Consider the following 22,927-nt stretch of genomic DNA (forward strand, 5'->3'; position numbering starts at 1 on the left):
GACCTCTCTCGTGACCACGAACCTCGGGCTCTCCAATGGCGCGGCCCGCGTCCGCGGCATCTCGGAAGCGCCGCGCACCCGCTCGCACGACCACCCGCTGTGGTTCCTGATCCCCGCCCTCGTGGTCCTGGTCGTGTTCTTCTTCCTTCCGACGATCTACAACTTCGTCTACGCCTTCACCGACTGGTCGAGCTTCAAGAGCGGCATCAACTTCACCGGCTTCGACAACTTCGCTTCGCTGTTCTCGAACGGCACGCTGCTGAACGCGCTGCGGGTCACCCTGGTGTACGCGGTGCTCGTCGCGATCTTCCAGAACGTGTTCGGCCTGGCGCTGGCGCTTCTGCTCGAGCGCGACACCATGGTGAACCGGGCCGTCCGCGTCGCCTTCTTCGTCCCCGTGATCATGTCGGCGCTCGCCGTCGGCTACATCTTCCAGGCATTCCTCAAGCCCGAGGGGGCACTGAACGGGATCCTGAGTGCACTCACCGGCGCCGACGTCAGCATCGCCTGGCTCGGCGACACGACCTGGACGATCGTCGTGGTGGCGCTCATCCACGCGTGGAAGTGGATGGGTCTCTCGATGCTCATCTACCTCGCCGGACTCAAGACGATCAACGAGGACGTGCTCGAGGCGGCGCGCATCGACGGCGCCGGATGGTGGACCACGTTCCGCACCATCCGCTTCCCGCTGCTCGCCCCCGCCGTCACGTTCAACGTCGCCACCGCCCTGCTGGGCTCCATGAACGGTTTCGACATCGTCCAGGCCACCACGGAGGGCGGCCCGGGAGGCACGACGGAACTGCTGAACATCTTCATCTTCCGGACCTTCGGCCAGGGCCTCTTCGCGCAGGCGACCACGATGAGCCTCGTGCTCTTCCTCCTAGTCACCGTGCTCGCCTTCCCGGTGATCCGGTTCCTCCGCAAGCGAGAGGACGTGCTGTGACCATGACCACGCAGCCCCAGACCACGACCGGCCGGGCGCCGACTGCGGTACCCCCCGCTCCGCCGGTGCCGGAACGCTCGACGGGAGGCCGCCGACGCGATGGCGGCCGCGCCCTGCGCCGCCTGATCCAGCCCGTCGCGGCGATCGTCGTGGCGGTCCTCCTCCTCGGGATCCCGTTCTGGCTCGTCATCGTGACGGCGTCCAAGGACCAGTCGGAGGCGTTGAACCCCAACCTGCAGGTGCCGTCCCAATGGCAGCTCTTCGAGAACTTCGCAACCGTCTTCACCGACGGCCGAATGGTCGCCGCCTTCTTCGGCAGCCTGCTCGTCATGGTCCCCGCCGTGCTCGGGGTGCTCATCCTCGGATCGATGGCCGCCTGGATCCTCGGCCGCCGCGGCGGCAGGTTCCTCGCCGTGATCTACGCTCTGGCGATCAGCGGCATCGTGCTGCCGCCCGCGGTCGTCACGATCGTCCTCCTCCTGCGTCAACTCGGCCTCGCCGGCACGGCGATCGGCATGATCAGCGTCTACATGGGCATGTACCTGTCCACGGTCATCTTCTTCGTCACCGGATTCGTCCGGACCATCCCGCCGGAACTCGAGGAGGCGGCCCGCGTCGACGGCGCCTCGCCGGTGCGCGTATTCGTGCGGATCATCCTGCCGCTGCTCATGCCCGTGCTCGCGACGGCGACGATCCTGATCTGCCTGTACATCTGGAACGACGTGTTCTACGCCCTCTTCGTGATCGGCGGACGCATCGACACCCTCCCGCTGAACCTCTACCAGGTCGCGAGTTCCGGGCTGTACCTCCAGAACTGGCACCTGATCTTCGCCTATATCATCCTGATGAGCCTTCCGCTCCTGATCACCTTCATGGTCGCCCAGAGGAAGATCATCTCGGGGATCACGAGCGGGGCGGTGAAGTGACCCCGAGAACGCCCAACGGGGGTGGAGCGAACATGAGCAGCAAGGCGACGACCATCGCGGACGTCGCCGCGCGCGCCGGCGTCTCCGTGCCCACCGTGTCGCGCGTGCTCACCGGGTCGGCACGGGTGAGCCAGGCGAAGAAGGATGCGGTCGAGGCCGCCATCGCCGAACTCAACTTCCGTCCGAGCGCCGCAGCGCGCATGCTCGCCTCCCGACGGTCGCAGGTCATCGCGATCGTCGCCGGCGACACCTCGCGATACGGCTACGCCGAGACCATCCGAGGCGTCGAGGAAGCGGCGCGCGCACAGGGTTACACCGTGATGATCACGGTGGTCGAATCCCAGGACGACGATGAGGTCGCGCGTGCGATCTCGGCCACGCTCGCGCAGTCGGTCGCCGGGATCGTCGTGCTGAAGTTCGACGCCCCTGGCGTCGCCGTGCTCAGGCAGCTCCCGCCCGACGTCCCCGTCGTGGCGCTGTCGGGCGTCCGCGACGTCGGGACGCCGCAGGCGGTGCTCGATGAGACCCGTGCGGCAGAGGAGCTCACGAGCTTCCTGCTGGGGCTCGGCCACGCGACCGTCCACCACGTCCGGGTGCCGCCGTCACGCCGTGAGGACGGCCGAACGACGGGGTGGCGTCGCGCACTCCGCAAGGCCGGCGCGCCCGTCCCCGTGCCGTTGGATGCGACCTGGGAACCGCGGAGCGGCCGCGAGATCGGGCACGCCCTCGCGACGGACCCGAGTGTCACGGCGGTGTTCTGCGGCAACGACGAGATCGCCATGGGCGTCATCCGCGGGCTGAATGACGCTGGGCAGCGGGTGCCGGAGGACGTGTCCGTCGTCGGCTTCGACGATCATCCGCTCGCCGAACTGTGGTCGCCACCGCTCACGACCGCACGACAGGACTTCGCCGGTCTCGGTCGCCGCGGTTTCCAGCTGCTGCTCGACGTGCTCGGCGGGTCCACGGAGCGCCTGTACTCGTCCGAGCGGCCGGAGGTCGTGCATCGCGAGAGCGCGGCGGAGCCGAGGCCGCGCGCGGCAGTGCGGGAAGCCCGGTCCGTCCCCGCCGGTGCATGATCCCGCCGCGGGCGACGATACGCGCGGAGACGACGGTCGGCGGTCGTGCGATGACCCCTGCGGTGGAAGCGACGGGCGCCGGCGGCGCCTTCTGAAACCGCTATCAAGAATCCGCCGCTGAAGGGTTGACGTGCGATTCATCGGCGACGATACTGCGTTGTGACCAGTCACAATACGGTTCGTGACCAGTCACACCCCATCCGATCTGTCAAGGGAGACACTCGTGACGTTGATACGACGTATTCGATCGGGCGTGGCATCCGCCGCGCTCCTCGCGGTCGTCATCGGTATGGGTGGGGTCGCCATGGCCTCGCCCGCCGTCGCGGCCGACGGCGACGCAACCGTGCTGAGGGGAGTGGCGAGCAACCGCTGCATCGACGTCCCGGATACCACGCACGAGCCCGGCACGGTCGTCGCGCTGCAGGACTGCACCGGCGCCGAGAACCAGCTGTGGACGTGGACGGACGACACGGAGCTCCGTGTCTACGGCGATCGGTGCCTCGACGTGAACGGCGTCGTCGATGCCGGCACCCGCGTGGCCATCGCCGAGTGCGACGGTTCGGACCTGCAGAAGTGGGAGGTCCGGGAGGACCTCAGCATCCGGAACGTGGGCGACGAACGGTTCTGCGTCGACGCGTGGCAGGCCGCGACGTCCAATGGGACCGAGATCGCGATCTGGTGGTGCAGCGGTGCACCCAACCAGCTCTGGAAGCGCACCCTGGTCGACGAGCCCGCGAACGTGAGCGTCGACCTCGCCGCCGACACGGGCGCGGTCTACGGCGGTGCGACCGGCGTGCTGTACGGCATGAGCGACGACGGCGTCCCGAGCGACGACCTCGTGGCGGGCCTGCGTCCCCGCACCCTGGCGCAGAAGCCGCCGGCCGGCGACCAGCACCCGAACGGCGACGTGCTGGACATCTCCGACGCGTTCTTCCAGAACGGCGGCGAGCAGATGGTCGTCTACATGCAGGACGTCTACAGCTCGTGGCCATACCAGGAGCCCGCGGATATCCAGGGGGACTACCTGCCGCGGATCCGGACCCAGATGCAGGCCGTCATCGACTCCGGGCTGCCGATGGAGCGGTTCGCGTGGGTTCCGTACAACGAGCCGGACGGGATCTGGTACCAGGACTGGAACGGCGGGGAGCGGGAGAACTTCCTCGCGGACTGGGATGCTGCGTACGCGGTCATCAAGGAGATGGATCCCGATGCGCTCATCGTCGGTCCGAACGAGGCGATCTGGCACGCCGACCGGGTCCGCGACCTGCTGACGCACGCCAAGGACGCCGGAACGCTGCCCGACATCATGTCGTGGCACGAGCTCGGCACCGGTTCGCTCGGCGCCACCGGCTACCGCGCGCACTTCGAGGAGTACCGCGGGATCGAGCAGGACCTCGGCATCGGACCGTTCCCGATCAACATCGACGAGTACGGCAACCGTCACGACATGGGAAACCCGGGTCGCTTGATCCAGTGGCTCAGCATGTTCGAGGACACGAAGGTCGATGGCGACATGGCCTTCTGGACCTACGCGGGCAACCTGTCCGATCACGCCGCCCAGACCAAGATGGCCAACGGCGGCTGGTGGGTGACGAAGTGGTACTCCGACCTGTCCGGGCACACCGTGGAGTTCACGCCGGAAGCCGTTCGTCCTGACACCATGCAGGGCATCGCCGCGCTGGACGAGACCAAGGGGCTCGCGACCGTGCTCCTCGGCGGGAACGCGCTCGGAGCAACGCTGACCGTGGAGAACATCCCAGCCGAGCTGTTCGACGATGAGGTGGATGTGCTCATCGAGACCGCCGACGTGACGGGCCAGGAGGGTGAGGCCTCTTCGCCCCGCGTCGACACCGTCGAGCGGATGTCCGTGGTCGACGGCGAGATCGCGGTCGTCGTGCCGGCCAACGAGCAGGCGGCCTATCGCGTGAGCATCCTGCCGGCATCCGTCGACTCGCCGGTCGAGCCGGACGCCGTCTGGGCGGCTTCCTACGAGGCCGAGGACGCGACCATCGCGGACGCGCAGGCGTACTCGCAGACCGGGGACTGGAGCTACGCCGCCTCCGGACTGATGGACGTCGGATCCTTCAACCGGCCGTCGTCGCGGGTGACATTCGACGTCGAGGTCCCCGCGGACGGCACCTACGAGCTGGGCATCATCCACGGCTCCAACACGCAGTGGGGTCAGCAGGCGCTGTACGTCGACGACGTGTTCGCCCAGCGGGTCACCTACTCGGCGACGCTCGACTGGACCTATCGTGGTCGCGCGGAGGTCCCGGTCGAGCTGACCGCCGGCGCCCATACCATCTCGCTGCGTGCCTCGGATGAGAACGGTCCGCTCGACGTCTACTCCGACATCACGCTCGACCGTCTCGACGTCTCCGTACCGGAGCCCGAGACGCTGCACTACCCGCTGTGGCAGGCGAGGCTTCAGGGTGACGTCTCCATCGACCACACGCGGTCCGCCCGGCCGGTCACGCTCGAGCCAGGTGCCTCCGCGCAGCTCTTCCTGGGTGCTCCGGCCGACGGCTACTACGACCTGGTCCGCGCGGGCAGGGCGACGGATGCCGGCGAGCTGAAGGTCGAGTTGTCGAACCGCGACCTCGGTACCGAGGCGGGGGCCGTCCCCGCGGGTGCGTCCACGGTCACGACGACGGCGTACCTGCACCGGGGCGTGAACCAGGTCGAGCTGACCAATACCGGGAGCGCGTCCGTCACGGTCGCCGAGCTCGCGACGGTCCGCAACCACGGCGCCGACGAGGCGACGGTCCGGACCGAGGCCGAGGACCTCGTCCTCGACGGCGGCCGGGTCAACGGGAGCCGCTGGGCTTCGGGCGGCGAGTTCGTCGGCGACCTCGGCGAGAACGGGGCGATGACCTGGGATCGGCCGGCCGCCGTCGGAGCGGGCGACTACGTCCTGAACGTGGCGTACGCGCAGAACGAGCGCAACTTCGGGCACCCGTACAACGTCGACATCGTCACCCGGTTCATGGACACGACGGAGGCCGGTGGCGACACCACCCGCTCGCCGTACCGCAACAACTACACGTGGGACGGATTCTGGGCGGTCACGTCCGACCTGACCCTGAGCACGGATGACGGCGCACTGACCTTCGACCGCAGCGACGGATGGGCGCCGAACGTCGACTGGCTGTCGCTGTCGCCCCTGACCCAGGGCACCACCGTGACGTCCATCTCGGACTTCGCGAAGCCGGCGAAGGTCGGTGGCTCGCTGCAGCAGGTCAAGGTCGGTCGGGTCGTGCCGCTGACGTTCGAGGCCTTCCTCGACGGCGTGGAGGTCAACGACGTGTCCGAGGTCTCCGTGGCGGTCGTCGAGGTCTCGTGCGACGCCGGTGCCGTGCTGGGGGAGGACCTCGCCTCGTCCGCCGTACCTGGTGCGACCGGGCTCCGGTACGACACCGTGGAGGGGGTCTTCATCTACAACTGGAAGGCGCCGAGTCCGGCCGGGAAGTGCTATGCGGCGATCGCGACGCTGCCCGGAGGAGGCTCGGTCACCGCTGCCTTCGAGGTCGTCTGAGCCGGCCGATCACGCCGTCGGCCGGATGGGGTGGCGAGGTCCGCCACCCCATCCGGCCGCCCCGTCCGCCCACCCGGCCACGAGGACATGACCGAGAACACACCGCGTGCGGGACTCCGCGGAGGGTCCCGACATGCCACAATCACTGCCGTGGCGAACCTCGAGCCCGACGAACCGCAGCTCGCGCCCCGTCGCCATGCGCCCAACATCCGTGACGTCGCCGCGGCGGCCGGCGTCTCGTACCAGACGGTATCGCGCGTGCTCAACGACGCTCCCCATGTTCGCGAGGAGACTCGGAGGAAGGTCCTCGACACGATCGCGGGCATGGACTACCGCCCGAGTCGGGCCGCGCGTTCCCTCAACTACGGGCGTCTGGGGGCCGTGACGGTCGTGACGGCCGACACGAGCCTCTACGGGCACGCGAGCACGCTGCGCGGCATCGAGGAGAGCGCCCGCGGTGCCGGTCACACGCTCAGCATCATGGTCGTGGAGTCCTCGGCGACGCCGCACGTCCGACGCGTGGTGGAGCACCTGAGCGACCCGAGCTCGGGCGCTGTGGTGGTGATCGGGTTCGACCCGGCGTCGTTCGCCGTGCTCGCCGAGATCCCCGCCGAGGTGCCCGTCGTGGTCGTGGCCGAACCCGGCCACTCCGACCTCGGTCGTCCGGCGCTCTCGCTCGACGAGCGGACCGCGGCAGCTCGCGCGACCGCATACCTGCTCGGACTCGGCCACGCCACCGTCCATCACGTGGCGATACCTCCCGAGCGTCCCACGGCCGGGCGGCAATCGGGTTGGCGCGACGCGCTTCAGGCGGCCGGGGCGCGCGTTCCCGAGGTCATCTCCGCGGGCTGGAGACTGCAGGAGGGCTACGAAGCGGGTCGACGGCTCGCCGCTCGCCCCGACGTGACCGCGATCTTCTGCGGCAACGACGACATCGCGCTGGGAGTGCGGCGCGCCATGTACGACGTCGGCCGAGAGGTGCCGGTCGACGTGAGCATCGTCGGGTTCGACGACGCCCCGTCGACGGCGTTGTGGACGCCCGCCCTCACCACGGTGCACATGGACTTCGTCGCGCTCGGCCGGGCCGCACATGCCATGGCCGATGCCATCACCCGAGGTGACGCGCCCCCGCAGCGCGAGCTTCCCGTCCCGTCTCTCGTCGTACGGGAATCCGCCGCTGCGCCGCGACGCGAATGACGTCGGCTGCGCTGGGCGGGAGACGTTTCGACGAAGTGCGCTTTCGCCGATCACGTCGCCGAACCCGCGTCGCGGAGGGCACGCCTGGACGGGCTCGAGCGGAAGAGGCGAACGGTCTCCGTCGCGTCGGGGCCACGTGTCCAAGGTCCCGATCCGACGCGAGATGCCCGGACTAGCTTCTGAGCCATCGAGGGTTCGGGACGGTGACGATGTCGTATCTCGAGAGCTGGATCGACAGCGCGGCGAAGCGCGAGCACCGGAGCGAATCGTGAGGCCCCCGGTCGCGGAGCTCCACGTCCACCTCGAGGGAACGCTCGAGCCCGCATTCATCATCGAGACCGCCGGGAAGCACGGCATCGGGTTGCCTTGGCGTTCGCTCGAGCACCTCGAGGCGCAGTACGAGTTCTCCGACCTCCAATCCTTCCTCGACCTCCTCTACGTGAACCTCGAGGTCCTGCGAGACGAGGAGGACTTCGAAGCGGTCACCCGCCGGTACCTCGTCCGCGCGTCAGCGGCAGGTGTCCGGCACGCCGAGATCTTCTTCGACGTCCAGGCGCACACGCGACGTGGCATCCCGGCTGAGACCGTCATCCGCGGCATCCGGAGGGCACTGGACCGCAGCGTCGCCGACCACGGCATCTCGACGAAGCTGATCATGTCGTTCTGGCGGGATCTTCCCGCAGCGGATGCCATGGACGCCCTCGCCCACGTGCTCGACGCCGGCCTGCCGATCGACGGCATCGGGTTGGACTCCGCGGAGGTCGGCTACCCGCCGTCGCTCTTCGTCGACGTGTACCGGACGGCCCGCGACGCGGGGCTCCACGTCGTGGCGCACGCGGGAGAGGAAGGCCCCGCCGAGTACGTCTGGGAGGCCCTCGACCTGCTGCACGTCGAACGCGTGGACCACGGCATCCGGAGCCTCGAGGATCCCGAGCTCGTCGAGCGCCTGGTGCGCGACCGGGTTCCGCTGACCGTCTGCCCGCTGTCGAACGTCCGACTGCGCACGGTCGACACGATGGCGGAGCATCCGCTGCCCCGGATGCTCGAACTCGGCCTGCTGGTCAGCCTGAACTCCGACGACCCGGCCTACTTCGGCGGGTACCTCGACGCGAACGTCGACGCCGTCGTCGCGGAGTTCGGCCTGGATGCCGGAACGGTCGAGCAGCTGGCGAGGAACTCCGTCGACTCCGCGTTCCTCGATTCGAGCGAACGCGCCCGGCTCCACGCCGAGATCGACGCGTGGAGGCGCGATCGATCCGGTTGAGTCGTGGCAGGCGACCGCGGTGGAGACGGACGCCTGCCACGATGTCCTGCCGCGCCTCGGCGCTGCACGGTCACGCAGCGTGCGCGCGAATCGCGGGCAGTGGGCGCGACGTCGCCACCGCGCGTGCCGATCCACGTGCCTCGGTCCGGGTCCAGAGGGAGCGCGCCGCGACGGCGCCGGCCACGGCGAGGACGGCGAGCGCGGACCAGGTCATCGAGAGCCCCATGGCCGTGCCGAGCCATCCGGCGATCGGGTACGTCAGCAACCAGGCCAGGTGCGACAGCGAGAACTGTGCGGCGAACACGGCGGGCAGCCTCGTGGGTTCCACCGATCCGCGGAGGATCCGTCCGGTCGGGGTGACGATCATCGCCATGCCCGTTCCGATCAGGAGCCACAGGATAGCGGTGCCGGCCCAGGTGATGATCCCGGCGGCGGTGAGCGCGGTGGCCGTGATCGTGGCGATCGACAGGATTGCGGCGCCGATCAGCATGACCGTGCGTTCGGCGATCCGGTCCAGCACTCGGGGGAGCGTGAGCGCGGCGATCAGTGAGCCCGCACCGGACGCGGCGAGCATCCAGGCGACGGCCGATTGCGAGCCGCCGAGTTCGTCGCGCACGTAGGTGACGGTGTTGACGATGACGATCGAGCCGGCGGCCGCGACGACCAGGTTGAGGGCCATCACCCCGCGGAGCCTCGGCGTGCGCAGGAACGTCCTGATCCCGGAGGTGGCGCGGTCCCAGGCGCCGGAACGGGTGCCTCGGCGCGCGTTCGGGATCCTGGTCGAGACGACGAGCAGGGTGGAGAGGACGAAGCCCAGCGACGTGCCGAGGAACAGCCAGCTGAAGCTCATGAAGCTGAGCGCGATGGCGGCCAGCACCGGGCTGAGCAGGCTCTCCATCGTGTACGCGACCTGCGAGGCGGAGAGGGCTCGCGTGTAGTCCGCCGTGTCGGTCACGATGTCGAGGATCACCGCTTGGAACGTCGGGGTGAACGCCGCGGAGGAGGCCTGGAGCAGGCCGATCAGGACGTACACGTGCCAGACCTCGGTGATGAACGGGAGCGCGAGGACCACCGCGGCGCGCACCACGTCCAGGGTGACGAGGAACGCGCGCCGGGGAAGCCGGTCGATGTACGCCGCCGCGATCGGGGCGATGACCACGTACAGGACCATCTTGATCGTGAGCGCGGTGCCGAGCACCTGACCGGCCAGCGGTCCGGCGAGGTCGTAGGCCAGCAGGCCGAGGGCGACCGTGGCCAGCCCGGTGCCGAACAGCGCGATCACCTGCGCGCTGAAGAGGTGGCGGTAGTCGCGGATCTTGAACAGTCGCATGGTGTTCCTCCTGCGAGGACCGGGTCGGGATACCTGTGTCAACCTAATACCCCATGGGGGTATTCCGAACTCGTCCATCCGGATTCGCCCGCTCGGGCGCGACGCGACTGGGTCCGGGCGGTGATCGAAGTTGCAGGGAATACCCAATAGGGGTATACGTTGATACCCCACAGGGGTATTGGCCCCGGAAGGAGAAAGAAGATCATGTCCCAACCAACCGCGGCCGCATCACGGCGCCGCTGGCTCGGGCTCACGCTCATCGCGGCAGCCCAGTTCGTCGTCATCATGGACACGTCGATCATCGGCGTGGCCCTGCCCGAGATGCAGTCGGAGCTCGGCTTCACGCCGGAGTCGCTCTCTTGGGTGTTCAACGCCTACGTGGTCGCGTTCGGCGGCCTGCTGCTGCTCGGAGGTCGCCTGTCCGACCTCTTCGGCGCGCGGCGGGTGTTCCTCGCCGGATGGGGCGTCCTCGCCCTCGGCTCGGTCCTCGCCGGCGCCGCATCCGACGTCGGCATGGAGATCGCGGGCCGCGCGGTCCAGGGCGGCGGCGCCGCGCTGATCGCGCCCGCCGCGCTCAGCCTGCTCATGGCCCTGTTCGGCGGCACCCCGCAGCTCCCGAAGGCGTTCGCGGTCTACGGCGCCGCGGCCCCGATCGGCGGCACGGCCGGCGTCTTCCTCGGCGGCGTGCTCACGGAGTACGCGAGCTGGCCGTGGGTGTTCTACGTCACCGTCCCGATCGCGCTCGCGGTCATCCTCCTCGCCCCGGGCGCCCTGCCTCGCGTTCCCGGCCAGCGCGGTTCCGTCGACCTGCTCGGCGCCGTGACCGGCACCGCCGGGCTCGCCGCGCTGGTCTACGGCATCGTCCGTGCCCCGGAGGCGGGCTGGGCCTCGGTGGAGGTGCTCGTCGCGCTGACCGCGGGAATCGTCCTGCTCGGGCTGTTCTTCGTCGTCCAGCGCAAGGCCCGCCAGCCGCTGCTGCGCCTCGGGATCTTCCGCACCCCGCAGCTCGGCGCCGCGAACACGGCGCAGCTGCTGCTCGGGGCGGCCTGGGTGCCGATGTGGTTCTTCCTGAACCTCTACCTCCAGCAGGTCCTCGGCGCCGGGTCCTTCGCCGCCGGCGCGGCGCTCCTGCCGATGACCGTGCTCATCGTGCTCGGCATGACCACCGTCGCGCCGCGCCTGCTGTCGCGCTTCGGCGTGAAGCCGCTCATCATCGCCGGGTTCGCGCTGCTGGCCGCCGGGCTGACCTGGCTCGGCTTCGTCCGCCCCGACGGGAACTACGTCGTGGACGTGCTGCCCGCCTCGCTGGTGGCCGCGTTCGGCATGGCGCTCGCCTTCATCCCGTCACTCGGCACCGCGATCGGGGTCGCCCGCCCCGAGGAGACCGGCGTCGCCTCCGGGCTCGTGAACACGAGCTACCAGATCGGCTCCGCCGTGGGCCTGGCCGCCGTCACGGCGCTCAGCTCGGCCGTGGTCGGCACCGGCACCGGCGTGGACGCGCTGACGGGCGGGTACTCGGCCGCCTTCATCGGCGCCGCGGCCATCGCCGTGCTCGGCGGGCTCATCGCCGCCGTCAGGCTCCGCGCGGCGAAGGCCGCCGGGGACGCCGACACGATGCGTGACGAGCAGGTCCCCGTCGACGCCTGACCTCGCCGCGGGGACGGGAGGCGCGGGCCGATCGGCCCGCGCCTCTTCGGCGTCTGCGGGAACCGAGGGCGCCGTCGCAGCGTTCGGCCCGCCGGACGACTCGCTGCCTGCGAGGGTCAGGAACGCACGAGCCGCGCGATCGCGTCCGACGCCTCCTTGAGCTTCACCTCCGCCTCGTCGCCTCCGCGGACCGCGGCGTCGACGACGCAGTGCGAGATGTGATCGTCGAGCAGGCCCAGCGCGACCGACTCGAGTGCCGAGGTCAGCGCCGAGATCTGCGTCAGGATGTCGATGCAGTACTGCTCCTCGTCGACCATCCGGTGCACGCCGCGCACCTGGCCCTCGATCCGGCGCAGCCGGGTGAGGTACTTGTCCTTGTCGGTGATGTAACCGTGTGCGGCGGTGGTGGGCGTCTCTGGCACGGGCGGTCTCCTTCGGGTCGTTCAGCTGTGGGCGTGGGCAGGCTCGCCCGCGCGGTCCATCGCGCGCTCGCCGAGGATCTCGCGCGTGCTCGTCTCGGGGCGGAGGTCGAGGCGGCGCAGCAGTTGCGCGTTCCCGGCGACGATGATCGTCGAGAGCGACATCAGGATGGCGCCGACCGACATGGGCAGCACGAACCCGATCGGGGCGAGCACGCCGGCGGCCAGTGGCACCGAGATGAGGTTGTAGCCTGCGGCCCACCAGAGGTTCTGCTTCATCTTGCGGTAGGTCGCCCGGGAGAGCTCGATCACCGAGAGCACCGACCGTGGGTCGTCGCTGGCGAGGATGACGCCGGCCGACGCGATGGCGACATCCGTCCCCGCGCCGATCGCGATGCCGACGTCCGCCTGGGCCAGTGCCGGAGCGTCGTTCACCCCGTCGCCGACCATCGCCACCTTGCGGCCCTCGCGCTGCAGTTCCTGCACCTTCGCCGACTTGTCCTCGGGCCGGACCCCGGCGAAGTACCGGTCGATGCCGAGCTCGGATGCCACGGACCGGGCGACCGCGTCGGCGTCGCCGGTGATCATGACGACCTCCACGCCGAGCTCGTGCAGCGCGTCGACCGCCTCCCGGGACTCGTCCCGGATGGCGTCGGCGAGCTTCAGTGCGCCGATGACGGACCCGTTCTCGAGCACGTGGAGGATGATCGCGCCGTCGGCACGCCACTCGTCGGCGACAGCGAGCTCGTCGACGCCCTCCTCGGTGAGGAGGTGCGGTCCGCCGACACGGATCGTGTCGCCGCCGACGCGCGCCGTCACGCCGACGGCCGGTGCGGAATCGAAGTCCGTCGCGGGCGCCGGGTCGAGGCCCCGGTCGGTCGCGGAGCCGACGATCGCGCGGGCCAGCGGGTGCTCGGAGTCCATCTCGGCGGAGGCGGCCAGCGAGAGCACCTGCTCGGGGTCGCGCCCTGATGCGGGCTCGATCGCGATCACGGTCGGCTGGCCCTTGGTGAGGGTCCCGGTCTTGTCGAACAGGACGCTCGTCACGGTCCGCATGCTCTCGAGGGCCAGCCGGTCCTTGATCAGCACGCCGCCGCGCGCAGCGCGCTCCGTGGCGATCGAGACGACCAGCGGGATCGCGAGGCCGAGCGCGTGCGGGCAGGCGATCACGAGCACGGTGATCGTGCGGACGACCGCTTCGTCAGGGAGCCCGATCAGGCTCCACACGATGGCGGTCAGCACGGCCGCGCCCAGGGCGAACCAGAACAGCCAGGCCGCCGCGCGGTCGGCGATGCGCTGGGCCCTCGACGTCGAGTTCTGCGCGTCCTCGACCAGGCGACGGATGCCGGCGAGCGCCGTGTCCTCGCCGACGGCGGTGATCTCGACGCGGATGCCGGAGTCCGTGGCGACCGTGCCGGCGACGACCTGATCGCCATCTCCGCGACGCACGGTCTTCGACTCGCCCGTGATCATGGACTCGTCCATGCTCGCCGAACCGGCGACGACCTTGCCGTCCGCCGGCACGCGGCCGCCGGGGCGGACGACGACGATGTCGCCCACGCGGAGCTCGGAGGGGTCGACCGTGACGGTCGTGTCGCCCTCGACGCGCTCGGCCTCGTCGGGCAGCAGAGCGGCGAGCGAGTCGAGTGCGGACGTCGTCTGCGCGAGCGAGCGCATCTCGAGCCAGTGCCCGAGCAGCATGATCACGATCAGGAGGGCGAGCTCCCACCAGAAGTCCAGCTCGTGGTCGAGCAGTCCGATCGTCGCGCCCCAGCTCGCGAGGAACGCCACGGTGATCGCGAGGCCGATCAGGAGCATCATGCCGGGCTTCAAGGCCCGGAGCTCGCTGATCGCACCGGTCAGGAAGGGGCGGCCGCCCCAGAAGTACATCACGGTGCCGAGGACCGGGGAGATCCACGCGGCCCAGGCCTGCGCAGGGAGGTCGTAGCCGAGGATCATCGCGAACATCGGGGAGAAGCCGACGACCGGGACGGCGATCAGCAGGTTGATCCAGAACAGCCGCCGGAACTGGCCCACGTGGTCGCCGTGCCCGCCGTGGCCCCCGTGGCCGCCGTGCGCGCCGTGTCCTCCCTGCGCGTCGTGGCCCTCGTGCCCGGGGTGGGTGTCGTGGCCGGCGTGTTCCTCGTGGCCCTGGTGAGCATCGTGCCCGGCGTGCGCGTCGTGCCCCGCGTGCCCGTGATGCTCCTGGCCGACCGATGCGGTCGGGTTCCCCTCGTTCCGTGCGCGCTCGTCCATCGTCTCGTCCTCCCGCGTCGTCGGACGAACAGCGATCGCCGTTCGTCGGCGCCAGCGAGAGAGATTATACCCCTATGGGGTACTCCTGCAACCGCTCGCGACGGTCCTGGCGCACCGACTCGGCCAGGCTCCGAACCGTCGCCGGTGCGTCGATGCCCGCCACCGAGGTGATCTCCCCCAGGTGGCGGCCGACGCCGACCACCTCGTCGTCGCCGTGCCGCGTCCACCGCGAGGTCGGGGTGGCGACGCCCCACGCGGTCAGCATCGCTCCGTGGATCCGGCTGGAGTATCCGGACTCGAACCGGTACTCGCCGGGGTCGGCCGCGCCGAGGCGGTCGTGGAGGATCGAGCGCGCGGCATGGGTCCCCTGGGCTGCCGCGTCATCCCAATGGTCCACGCGCACGGTGGTGCCGTGCGCGAGGATCGACGCCACGCCGCCGGCGGCGTAGACCCCGCGGAGTCCGGTTCGCAGTCGCGCATCGACGATGACCTCCCCGTGCCCGGTTCCGGACGCGGGTCGGTGTGGGAGCGTGCCGTGCGCGACGATGGCGACGTCGGCCTCGAGCCGCTCGCCGTCGGCGAGTTCGACGGAGACCGCGCCCGATCGGGTCTCGGCGCGGGTGACACGTCGGCCGGTCCGGATCCGGAGGCGATCGCGATGCCGCCGGACCAGTTCCGATGCGACCGCCGGTCCGAGCTGCGCGCGAAGGGGCAGTGGCGATCCGGCGACCAGCGTCACGTCGACGCCGTCGTCGGCGAGCAGTGATGCGGTCTCGGAGCCGATCATCCCCGCGCCCAGCACCACGACGCGACCGCTGCCCGAGGACAGCAGGGCGCGGACGCGTTCCGCATCCTCGACCGTGTGCAGGGTCGGCATCCACTCGGGGGCATGGTCGGCTTCATCGAGGAACGACGGCCGCCTGGGCCTGCTGCCGGACGCGATCACGACGGCGGTCGGCACGAGGCGATCCCCGGATCGCAGGTGCACGGCTCCGCCTGCGTCGATGGCGAGCACCTCGTCGCGGACCAACTCGGAGCCTGCCGGCGCCGGCCGGCTCACCTGGTCGCGGCCGAGGAGCCCGGTCAGCACGCCCTTGTTCACGAGCGTGCGATTCGTCGCGCCGATCGGGTCGACGAGCGTCACCGGCCCCGGCCAACCCGATCGCACCAGGGTGTCTGCGGCGGACCAGCCGGCCGCGCCGGCTCCGACGATGAGCGCGTGTTCTGACGACATGAGGACCTCCGTGTGCGGAATACCCCATAGGGGTATATGGTTGTCCATCATACCCAATACCCCACCCCCCTATCGAAAGGATGAGGCGATGACCGTATTCGAGTACCAGGTGACGGGCATGACCTGCGGGCACTGCGAGCTGTCCGTCCGCGAGGAGGTCTCCGAGATCCCCGGCGTGACGAGCATCGACGTGTCGGCGGCGACCGGACGCCTCGTCCTGGGCGCCGACCGCGAGCTCGACGACCAGGCAGTGATCGACGCCGTCGAGGAGGCCGGCTATGTCGCGCAGCGGCGGTGAGCTGAGCCCGGCGCTCCGACTCGGGCTCTTCGGCGCCGGGCTCGCCGGCGTCTTCGGCCTCGCCGTCGCCGTCGGACCGATGGTCGTGCCGCGGGACACCGTCGCCGCGTGGGCCCACGGCGGCCAGCACGGGAGCGCACATGGCGACGGGGCGCACGAGGCGCCCGGATCCGCGTCGCATTCCAGCGACGTCGCCGGCCTCTCGGTCGACGCCGACGGGTACCGCTTCACCGACCTGGACGCACCCGCCGAGACGGGTCGTGCCGGACGGCTGAGCTTCCGGATCCTCGACTCCGAGGGCGACCCGGTGACCGCGTTCGACGAGACGCACGAGCGCGACCTGCACCTGATCGTCGTGCGCACCGATGGTGCGCAGTTCCGCCACGTGCACCCCGAGATGGGCGATGACGGCACCTGGGGTATCCCCTGGACGTCGGACGCCGCGGGCGCATACCGGGTGTTCGCCGACTTCCGTCCGGCCGGTCACGACCGCACCCTCACGTTGACGAACACCGCCGGCGTCACCGGGACCGTGGCCCCGACGGACTCGCCCACGCCGGGCGATCGCGTCGTCCACGCGGGTCCGTTCACGGTCGAGCTCGCCGGCGACCTCGTCGCCGGGGCGGAGACCGAACTCGAGTTCACGGTGCGGCGGGACGAAAGCCCCGTGACCGCGATCGAGCCCTACCTGGGCGCGGCGGGGCATCTCGTCATGCTCCGTGTCGGGGACTTCGGGTACCTGCACGCGCACCCCCTCGACGAGGCGGAGACCGCCGGCGCGACCGACCTCGGTCCCGCCATCCGCTTCGCCGCCACGCCCCCCACCGCGGGCGACTACCTGCTCTACGTGGACTTCCAGGTCGACGGGCAGGTGCACACCGCGGCGTTCGCCGTCGGTGCCGCTGCCGCCGGAGCGGCGACCGAAGCGCACGACGACGGCGGCGAGCACGCCGCGGGTCATTGAGCAGCAGCGAGAACAGCACGGAAGGAACACCGATGAACGAGAGTCCCCAGACGGCTCCGCCGTCGACCGAGGTGGTCGAGCTGGAGATCGGCGGCATGACGTGCGCGTCGTGCGCGACGAGGATCGAGCGCAAGCTGAACAAGCTCGACGGTGTGACGGCCACCGTCAACTACGCCACCGAGAAGGCCCGGGTCGAGGTTCCGCGCGGGTTCACGACCGACGCGGTCATCGCCGAGATCCGCAAGACCGGCTACACCGCCGAGGCGCCGGCCCCGCCGAGGGCCGAACGCTCCGACGCGGAGGGCGCGGCGGGTGAGGTCGAGGACGTCGAGCTGCGGACGCTCCGTCACCGGTTGATCGGATCGGTCGTGCTCTCCGTCCCCGTCATCCTGATGGCGATGGTCCCGATCCTGCAGTTCCCGTACTGGCAGTGGCTGTCGCTGGCCCTGGCGGCCCCGGTCATCGTCTGGGCGGCGTGGCCGTTCCACCGGGCGGCCGCGGTGAACCTGCGCCACGGCGCCGCGACGATGGACACGCTCGTCTCGGTGGGCACGTCCGCGGCCCTGCTTTGGTCGGTGTACGCCCTGTTCTTCGGTACCGCGGGCACCCCGGGCATGACGCATCCGTTCGAGCTGACCGTGGCGCCGACCGACGGCGCCGCGAACATCTACCTCGAGGTCGCCGCCGGCGTGACCATGTTCGTGCTCGCCGGCCGCTACTTCGAGAAGCGGTCGAAGCGCACCGCCGGCGCCGCCCTGCGCGCCCTGCTCCAGCTCGGGGCGAAGGACGTCGCCGTGGTGAAGGACGGCCGCGAGGAGCGGATCCCGATCGAGCGGCTCAGCGTCGGCGACGAGTTCGTCGTGCGCCCGGGCGAGAAGATCGCGACCGACGGCGTGATCGTCGAGGGTCGCAGCGCCGTCGACCAGTCGATGCTCACCGGGGAGTCGGTGCCGATCGAGGTGACCGTGGGCGATCCGGTGGTCGGTGCGACCGTCAACGCCGGCGGCCGGCTCGTCGTGCGCGCCACGCGCGTGGGCTCCGACACCCAGCTCGCGCAGATGGCGAAGCTCGTGGAGGACGCCCAGTCCGGCAAGGCGCAGGTCCAGCGCCTGGCCGACCGGATCTCCGGGGTGTTCGTGCCGATCGTGCTCGCGCTGACCGCCGCCACGCTCGGCGTCTGGCTCGGCGCCAGGTTCCCGGTCGCGGCGGCGTTCACGGCGGCCGTGGCGGTGCTGATCATCGCCTGCCCGTGCGCACTCGGCCTCGCGACCCCGACGGCGCTGCTCGTCGGTACGGGGCGAGGCGCGCAGCTCGGCATCCTCATCAAGGGCCCCGAGGTGCTCGAGTCGACCCGCAAGGTCGACACCGTGGTGCTCGACAAGACCGGCACCGTGACGACGGGGCGGATGACGCTGCTCGCCGTGCACGCGGCGGCGGGGGAGACCGAGGCCGACGTGCTCCGCATCGCCGGAGCCCTCGAGGATGCGTCGGAGCACCCGATCGCGCAGGCGATCGCCGCGGGCGCCACGGCCCGGGTCGGCGAGCTCGCCGCGGTCGAGTCGTTCGAGAACCACGAAGGCCGCGGCGTCCACGGGGTCGTCGACGGGCACCTCGCGGTCGTCGGCCGGGAGTCCCTGCTCGACGAGTGGGTGATCGCCGTTCCCGCGGACCTCCGTGCGGCCAAGGCCGACGCCGAGTCCGCAGGGCAGACGGCGGTGCTCGTCGCCTGGGACGGCCTCGCGCGCGGCGTGCTCGTCGTCGCCGATCGCGTCAAGGACACGAGTCGTGACGCGATCGCCGAGCTGCGCCGACTCGGCCTGACGCCGGTGCTGCTGACGGGCGACAACGCCACGGTCGCGCGGCACGTCGCCGACGAGGTCGGGATCGACGAGGTCATCGCCGATGTCCTCCCGGCGGACAAGGTCGGCGTCGTCCGCGACCTGCAGGCGTCGGGCAAGGTCGTCGCGATGGTCGGCGACGGCGTCAACGACGCCGCGGCCCTCGCGCAGGCCGACCTCGGCCTGGCGATGGGCACCGGCACCGACGCGGCCATCGAGGCCGCCGACCTCACGCTCGTCCGCGGCGACCTCCGGGCCGTCGGCGACGCGATCCGGCTGTCGCGCCGAACCCTCGGGACGATCAAGGCCAACCTGTTCTGGGCCTTCGCCTACAACGTGGCTGCGATCCCGCTCGCTGCGCTGGGACTCCTGAACCCGATGCTGGCCGGCGCGGCGATGGCGTTCTCGAGCGTCTTCGTCGTCAGCAACAGCCTCCGCCTGCGGACCTTCCGCTCGCGGACCCTCGGCGCTCCGCGCGCCACCACCACCGCGACCGCACCGGCGCGGGAACTCGAAACCGCGTGATCCACGCGACCTGAAAGGACACCACCCATGAGTGCACACTGCTGCAGCACCGGCGACGCCCGCGGGCATGCCGTCAAGCCCGCCGAGGCCACCGACCTGCTTCGCACCGGCGATGACCTGGCCGAGTGCCCGGTCATGCCCGGCAGCACGGTCGTCAAGGCCGACGCGGAGCAGGCCGGCCTGTTCCGCGACCACGACGGGCAGCGCTACTGGTTCTGCTGCGCCGCCTGCGGTCCGCTCTTCGACGCGGACCCGCAGAAGTACGCGCTGGCCTGACCCGAGGGGCCGTCGGGGCGGGCCGCGCGGCCGGCTCCGGCGGGCGTTCGGCGCATCGACGCCGCGGCGACGGGCACTCCCCTTGTCGGCGCGTCAGACGGACGCCGCGCCCGCCGGGGTCGTCTCCCCGCCCGCCGGCGTGCAGCCGCAGCTCTCGCGGGTGACGAGGCTGCCGCGGGTCTCGACACGGTCGACCGTGCCGTCGATCAGCGCGGCGACGGCTCGCTCCGCCATCTCCTCGACCGGCTGGCGCACGACGCTCAGGGCCGGAACGGTGCAGTCGGTTCCCGAGGTCCCGTCGAGGCTGACGATGGCGAGTTCGTCGGGCACGCGGATCCCACGGATGTGCGCTGCGGCCAGGAGCCCGATCGCCTGCTCGTCGGTGGCCGCGATGATCGCCGGCTCGAGCGCGCTCCGGTCCAGGCCGACCATCACGTCGCGGGCCGCGGCGCGCGAGTAGCCCGAACGATGCGGCTCGTCGCCCTCCGCGGTTAGGCTCCGCCAGGTCTCCAGGCGCCGTCCCGCTGGCCCTCGATCATCAGGGCCCGCCCAGAATCCGATGCGTTCGTGCCCGTGCTGTTCGCGCAGGTGCCGGAACGCGAGCTCGACCGCATGCTCGTCGTCCGCCGGGACGAATGGTCCGCGGGCGCCGTCGGGGCGGTGATGCGCGAAGACGATCGGCGTCGATGACTGCGTGAGGTCCGCCTCGAGCGTCCTGCCCTCCCACGGCACCATGACGAGACCGTCGATCTGCGCCCCCAGGAGTGAGCGGAGCGCCTGTTCGTCGGTCATGCCGGCGGGACCGGGATGACTGATCAACGGCGTGGCCCCCCGTGCGCCGATCGCCGCGATCAGGGCGCGGTCCAGCTGGGCGAAGTACGGGTTCGACGAGTCCGGCGAGATCACGCCGATGAACCCGGAGTGCGAGGCCCGGAGTGCTCGGGCGATCCGGTTCGGGCGGTATCCGAGTTCCGCGGCCGCCGCGAGCACGCGGCGGCGGGCGTCATCCGACACGCCCCGCGGGCCGTCGTTGAACACGTAACTCACGACGGCGGTCGACGTGCCGGCCCGTTTCGCGACATCGATGATGGTGACGGCCACGCTACCTCCCGGGGTGTGTCCCCTCGATCCTAGGAAGCCGTGACCCTCCGCTCCGCGAAGGCCGCGCGTTCGGCGCTCGCCTGGACTGCTCCCCAGTCGTCCCGCGTCCAGCCGAAGGTCCGTTCGAGCAGCGCTCGCTCGGAGGCGAGGGTCACGTCGGAGGCCGTGCGGGCGTCGCAGGAGACGGTGACCGGAACGCCGGCCTCCCGCAGGCGATCGATCGGGTGCTCCGTGATGCTCGGGACCGCATTCGTCTGGACGTTGGACGTGGGGCACACCTCCAGGGCGATGCCGTCCGTGGCCAGGCGGCGGAGGAGCCGTGCGTCGGACACGCTGCGGACGCCGTGTCCGATGCGCTCGGCGCCGAGTTCGTCCACGGCGTCCCAGACGCTGCGCGGGCCGTCCGCCTCGCCCGCGTGGACTGTGATGCGGAGGCCGGCATCGCGCGCGGCGCGGAACGCGGGCGCGTGCGGCAGCAGCGAGACGCCTGCCTCGGGACCGGCGACGTCGACCCCGATCACCGCGTCGTGGGTCGCCGCCGCCTCGACGACGCTCCAGGTGGCTTCGGGGTCGGCCGGACGCAGCGTGCAGAGGATCAGGCGGGTCGCCACGCCCGTGACGCCGGCGCCGTCGCCGAGCCCGGAGGCGACCGCGTCGATGATGGTCGGGAGGTCGAGTCCCCTCCGGCGATGCAGGTTCGGTGCGAACCGCGCCTCGCCATGGCCCACCCCGTCCGCATGCCAGTCCTCGACCAGTTCGTAGGCCGCGCGATAGAGCGCGTCGGGGGTCTGGAGCACGTCGAGCGCGACATCGATCGCGCTGATGTACTCGACGAGGGAGGTGCAGGAGGGTCGGACTCGGGAGATGACGTCGACCGGCCCGGCGAGCTCGATCCCCTGCTGGCGGGCGAGCTCCGCGATGGTCTGCGGGCGGACCGATCCGTCGAGGTGGCAGTGGAGCTCGGTCGCGGAACGACCGTGCTCAGGCATCGGCGCCCACCGCCTCGAACTCCCGGGCGAACAGCCACATGAGCTGTCGCTTGAGCGCATCGGCCTGCACGGCGGTCACGATCGTCAGGTTCGGCGTCCGCCGCGGGAGCCGATGGTCGGCATAGGTCTGGCCGCGCGTCGCCTCGTCGGTGGAGACGGCGACGTGGGCCGTCTCGGACGCCTCCACGATCGACGGATCGATGGCGACCGCCATTGCGAGCGGATCGGGCAGGTCGTAGCCGTCGATCCCGGTCACGTCGCGACCCCAGTCGCGAACGGCCCGGTTGATGTCGGCGAGGAACTCGCCGAACGTCCCGGTCGCACGCAGCTCGGCTTCGTCTTCATCGGTGATGACGGCGTACTTCCGCGACGCGTCCCACCCGACCATGTGCTTGTCGCCCGGTGCAGCGAACACGATGCCCGCCGCCTCCGGATCCGCCCAGGCGTTGAACTCGCCGGTGGGCGCGATGTTCCCCCGCGCGTCCGCGGCGCCGATCATCATCGTGACCCGCGTGAATCGCGTCAGCAGGTCGGGATCGATGAGCAGCGCGGTCGCCACATTGGTCAACGGGCCGAGCGTGACGAGCTCGTGCACGCCCGGTTCCTCGCGGCCCAGTCGGAGGAGGGCCTCGACGGCATGCTCGGACTGCGGCAGGGTGACGGGCGAGGCGAGCGGCGCCCCGCTCATGCCGTCCTCACCGTGCACGTGCTGAGCGGTCTCGAGGGCGCGGAGCAGCGGCTTCGCGCAGCCCGGATGGACCGGCACCTGAGGGGCGCCCCCGAGTTCGAGCGTCAGGAGCGCGTTGCGGGTCGCCGTCTCGAGGGGGACGTTGCCCGCCACCGTCGTCACGGCCCGGACTTCGATGTCCGGGTGCAGGACGGCTTGGAGGATGGCGACGGCGTCGTCCGACGCGGTGTCGGTGTCGATGACGATGCTTCGATGCATTTCTCGGTCTCCAGTTCGTTCGTCGGGTCAGGACTTGATGTAGGGCTTGCCGGCGGCGGCGGGGCCGCGGACCTTGCCGACGAATCCGGCGACGGCGAGGATCGTGACGACGTAGGGCAGCATGAGCATGAACTCGCTGGGGACCGGGGAGCCGATCACGGAG

18 protein-coding genes and 1 pseudogene are annotated in these 22,927 nt (G+C 70.8%); 11 read left to right on the forward strand and 8 right to left on the reverse strand.

Going from position 1 to position 22,927, the window contains the following annotated elements; all coding sequences use genetic code 11:
• Positions 1–10 precede the first annotated feature (10 nt).
• The 6 genes from ABD230_RS10950 to ABD230_RS10975 all read left to right on the forward strand — a co-directional run bounded on the left by ABD230_RS10950 (position 11) and on the right by ABD230_RS10975 (position 8,941).
• Positions 11–943, forward strand: coding sequence for a carbohydrate ABC transporter permease (locus ABD230_RS10950; protein ID WP_344373185.1), 933 nt, complete (start codon positions 11–13; stop codon positions 941–943).
• 2 nt (positions 944–945) lie between these two features.
• Positions 946–1,869 carry a carbohydrate ABC transporter permease gene (locus tag ABD230_RS10955; protein WP_344373189.1) on the forward strand — a complete coding sequence of 308 codons (924 nt, stop codon included), beginning with the start codon at positions 946–948 and terminating at the stop codon, positions 1,867–1,869.
• Between the two features lie 32 nt (positions 1,870–1,901).
• Complete coding sequence (locus ABD230_RS10960; protein WP_344373191.1) at positions 1,902–2,945, forward strand: LacI family DNA-binding transcriptional regulator; 1,044 nt, start codon at positions 1,902–1,904, stop codon at positions 2,943–2,945.
• A gap of 253 nt (positions 2,946–3,198) precedes the next feature.
• Entirely contained in the window at positions 3,199–6,480 is a 3,282-nt protein-coding gene (locus ABD230_RS10965; protein WP_344373194.1) for a ricin-type beta-trefoil lectin domain protein, read from the forward strand.
• A 150-nt stretch (positions 6,481–6,630) separates the two neighbouring features.
• Positions 6,631–7,677, forward strand: coding sequence for a LacI family DNA-binding transcriptional regulator (locus ABD230_RS10970; RefSeq protein WP_344373197.1), 1,047 nt, complete (start codon positions 6,631–6,633; stop codon positions 7,675–7,677).
• 268 nt (positions 7,678–7,945) lie between these two features.
• Positions 7,946–8,941, forward strand: coding sequence for an adenosine deaminase (locus ABD230_RS10975; RefSeq protein ID WP_344373200.1), 996 nt, complete (start codon positions 7,946–7,948; stop codon positions 8,939–8,941).
• 70 nt (positions 8,942–9,011) lie between these two features.
• Here ABD230_RS10975 and ABD230_RS10980 read toward each other — a convergent pair whose 3' ends face one another.
• On the reverse strand, positions 9,012–10,271 hold the full coding sequence (locus tag ABD230_RS10980; protein ID WP_344373203.1) for an MFS transporter: 1,260 nt from the start codon (positions 10,269–10,271) through the stop codon (positions 9,012–9,014).
• 204 nt (positions 10,272–10,475) lie between these two features.
• On the opposite strand from ABD230_RS10980, the gene ABD230_RS10985 reads away from it, so the two are divergent.
• Positions 10,476–11,918: an MFS transporter gene (locus tag ABD230_RS10985; protein WP_344373206.1), complete on the forward strand. Its 1,443-nt coding sequence runs from the start codon at positions 10,476–10,478 to the stop codon at positions 11,916–11,918.
• Positions 11,919–12,034: 116 nt separating this feature from the next.
• Here ABD230_RS10985 and ABD230_RS10990 read toward each other — a convergent pair whose 3' ends face one another.
• The 3 genes from ABD230_RS10990 to ABD230_RS11000 all read right to left on the reverse strand — a co-directional run bounded on the left by ABD230_RS10990 (position 12,035) and on the right by ABD230_RS11000 (position 15,827).
• Positions 12,035–12,340 (reverse strand): metal-sensitive transcriptional regulator, encoded by a 306-nt coding sequence (locus ABD230_RS10990; protein ID WP_344373209.1) that lies wholly within the window; start codon positions 12,338–12,340, stop codon positions 12,035–12,037.
• Between the two features lie 21 nt (positions 12,341–12,361).
• Complete coding sequence (locus ABD230_RS10995) at positions 12,362–14,593, reverse strand: heavy metal translocating P-type ATPase (protein ID WP_344373213.1); 2,232 nt, start codon at positions 14,591–14,593, stop codon at positions 12,362–12,364.
• 64 nt (positions 14,594–14,657) lie between these two features.
• Positions 14,658–15,827 (reverse strand): FAD-dependent oxidoreductase, encoded by a 1,170-nt coding sequence (locus ABD230_RS11000; RefSeq protein WP_344373217.1) that lies wholly within the window; start codon positions 15,825–15,827, stop codon positions 14,658–14,660.
• An 88-nt stretch (positions 15,828–15,915) separates the two neighbouring features.
• Here ABD230_RS11000 and ABD230_RS11005 point away from each other — a divergent pair, with 88 nt between their 5' ends.
• The 4 genes from ABD230_RS11005 to ABD230_RS11020 are packed head-to-tail and all read left to right on the forward strand — an operon-like array spanning position 15,916 to position 19,728.
• Entirely contained in the window at positions 15,916–16,125 is a 210-nt protein-coding gene (locus tag ABD230_RS11005) for a heavy-metal-associated domain-containing protein (protein WP_344373221.1), read from the forward strand.
• The gene (locus tag ABD230_RS11010; RefSeq protein WP_344373223.1) at positions 16,106–17,089 is read left to right on the forward strand and encodes a heavy-metal-associated domain-containing protein; all 984 of its coding nucleotides are present in this window, start codon (positions 16,106–16,108) and stop codon (positions 17,087–17,089) included. Before ABD230_RS11005 ends, ABD230_RS11010 begins: the two co-directional genes overlap by 20 nt.
• A 32-nt stretch (positions 17,090–17,121) precedes the next feature.
• Entirely contained in the window at positions 17,122–19,452 is a 2,331-nt protein-coding gene (locus tag ABD230_RS11015; protein WP_344373226.1) for a heavy metal translocating P-type ATPase, read from the forward strand.
• 27 nt (positions 19,453–19,479) lie between these two features.
• The gene (locus ABD230_RS11020; RefSeq protein ID WP_344373227.1) at positions 19,480–19,728 is read left to right on the forward strand and encodes a hypothetical protein; all 249 of its coding nucleotides are present in this window, start codon (positions 19,480–19,482) and stop codon (positions 19,726–19,728) included.
• Between the two features lie 93 nt (positions 19,729–19,821).
• On the opposite strand, the gene ABD230_RS11025 is transcribed toward ABD230_RS11020, so the two are convergent.
• From ABD230_RS11025 to ABD230_RS11040, 4 genes and pseudogenes are all read right to left on the reverse strand, one after another.
• The gene (locus tag ABD230_RS11025) at positions 19,822–20,829 is read right to left on the reverse strand and encodes a LacI family DNA-binding transcriptional regulator (protein WP_344373229.1); all 1,008 of its coding nucleotides are present in this window, start codon (positions 20,827–20,829) and stop codon (positions 19,822–19,824) included.
• 29 nt (positions 20,830–20,858) lie between these two features.
• Positions 20,859–21,818 carry an adenosine deaminase gene (gene add, locus ABD230_RS11030; RefSeq protein ID WP_344373231.1) on the reverse strand — a complete coding sequence of 320 codons (960 nt, stop codon included), beginning with the start codon at positions 21,816–21,818 and terminating at the stop codon, positions 20,859–20,861.
• Positions 21,811–22,764 carry a nucleoside hydrolase gene (locus ABD230_RS11035; RefSeq protein ID WP_344373233.1) on the reverse strand — a complete coding sequence of 318 codons (954 nt, stop codon included), beginning with the start codon at positions 22,762–22,764 and terminating at the stop codon, positions 21,811–21,813. Before ABD230_RS11035 ends, add begins: the two co-directional genes overlap by 8 nt.
• 27 nt (positions 22,765–22,791) lie before the next feature.
• A pseudogene (locus ABD230_RS11040) lies at positions 22,792–22,927 on the reverse strand (ABC transporter permease); the annotation flags it as partial.

Origin of the sequence: Agromyces tropicus, assembly GCF_039531345.1 — a bacterium.
Classification (GTDB): Bacteria; Actinomycetota; Actinomycetes; order Actinomycetales; family Microbacteriaceae; genus Agromyces; species Agromyces tropicus.

What these genes read in the sequence shown, in the direction of transcription:
- ABD230_RS11035 (WP_344373233.1), bottom strand. Translation starts at nt 22,764, where the DNA reads ATGCATCGAAGCATCGTCATCGACACCGACACCGCGTCGGACGACGCC.
- ABD230_RS11010 (WP_344373223.1), top strand. Translation starts at nt 16,106, where the DNA reads ATGTCGCGCAGCGGCGGTGAGCTGAGCCCGGCGCTCCGACTCGGGCTC.
- ABD230_RS11015 (WP_344373226.1), top strand. Translation starts at nt 17,122, where the DNA reads ATGAACGAGAGTCCCCAGACGGCTCCGCCGTCGACCGAGGTGGTCGAG.
- ABD230_RS11005 (WP_344373221.1), top strand. Translation starts at nt 15,916, where the DNA reads ATGACCGTATTCGAGTACCAGGTGACGGGCATGACCTGCGGGCACTGC.
- ABD230_RS10985 (WP_344373206.1), top strand. Translation starts at nt 10,476, where the DNA reads ATGTCCCAACCAACCGCGGCCGCATCACGGCGCCGCTGGCTCGGGCTC.
- ABD230_RS10960 (WP_344373191.1), top strand. Translation starts at nt 1,902, where the DNA reads ATGAGCAGCAAGGCGACGACCATCGCGGACGTCGCCGCGCGCGCCGGC.
- ABD230_RS10955 (WP_344373189.1), top strand. Translation starts at nt 946, where the DNA reads ATGACCACGCAGCCCCAGACCACGACCGGCCGGGCGCCGACTGCGGTA.
- ABD230_RS11020 (WP_344373227.1), top strand. Translation starts at nt 19,480, where the DNA reads ATGAGTGCACACTGCTGCAGCACCGGCGACGCCCGCGGGCATGCCGTC.
- ABD230_RS10980 (WP_344373203.1), bottom strand. Translation starts at nt 10,271, where the DNA reads ATGCGACTGTTCAAGATCCGCGACTACCGCCACCTCTTCAGCGCGCAG.
- ABD230_RS10995 (WP_344373213.1), bottom strand. Translation starts at nt 14,593, where the DNA reads ATGGACGAGCGCGCACGGAACGAGGGGAACCCGACCGCATCGGTCGGC.
- add (WP_344373231.1), bottom strand. Translation starts at nt 21,818, where the DNA reads ATGCCTGAGCACGGTCGTTCCGCGACCGAGCTCCACTGCCACCTCGAC.
- ABD230_RS11000 (WP_344373217.1), bottom strand. Translation starts at nt 15,827, where the DNA reads ATGTCGTCAGAACACGCGCTCATCGTCGGAGCCGGCGCGGCCGGCTGG.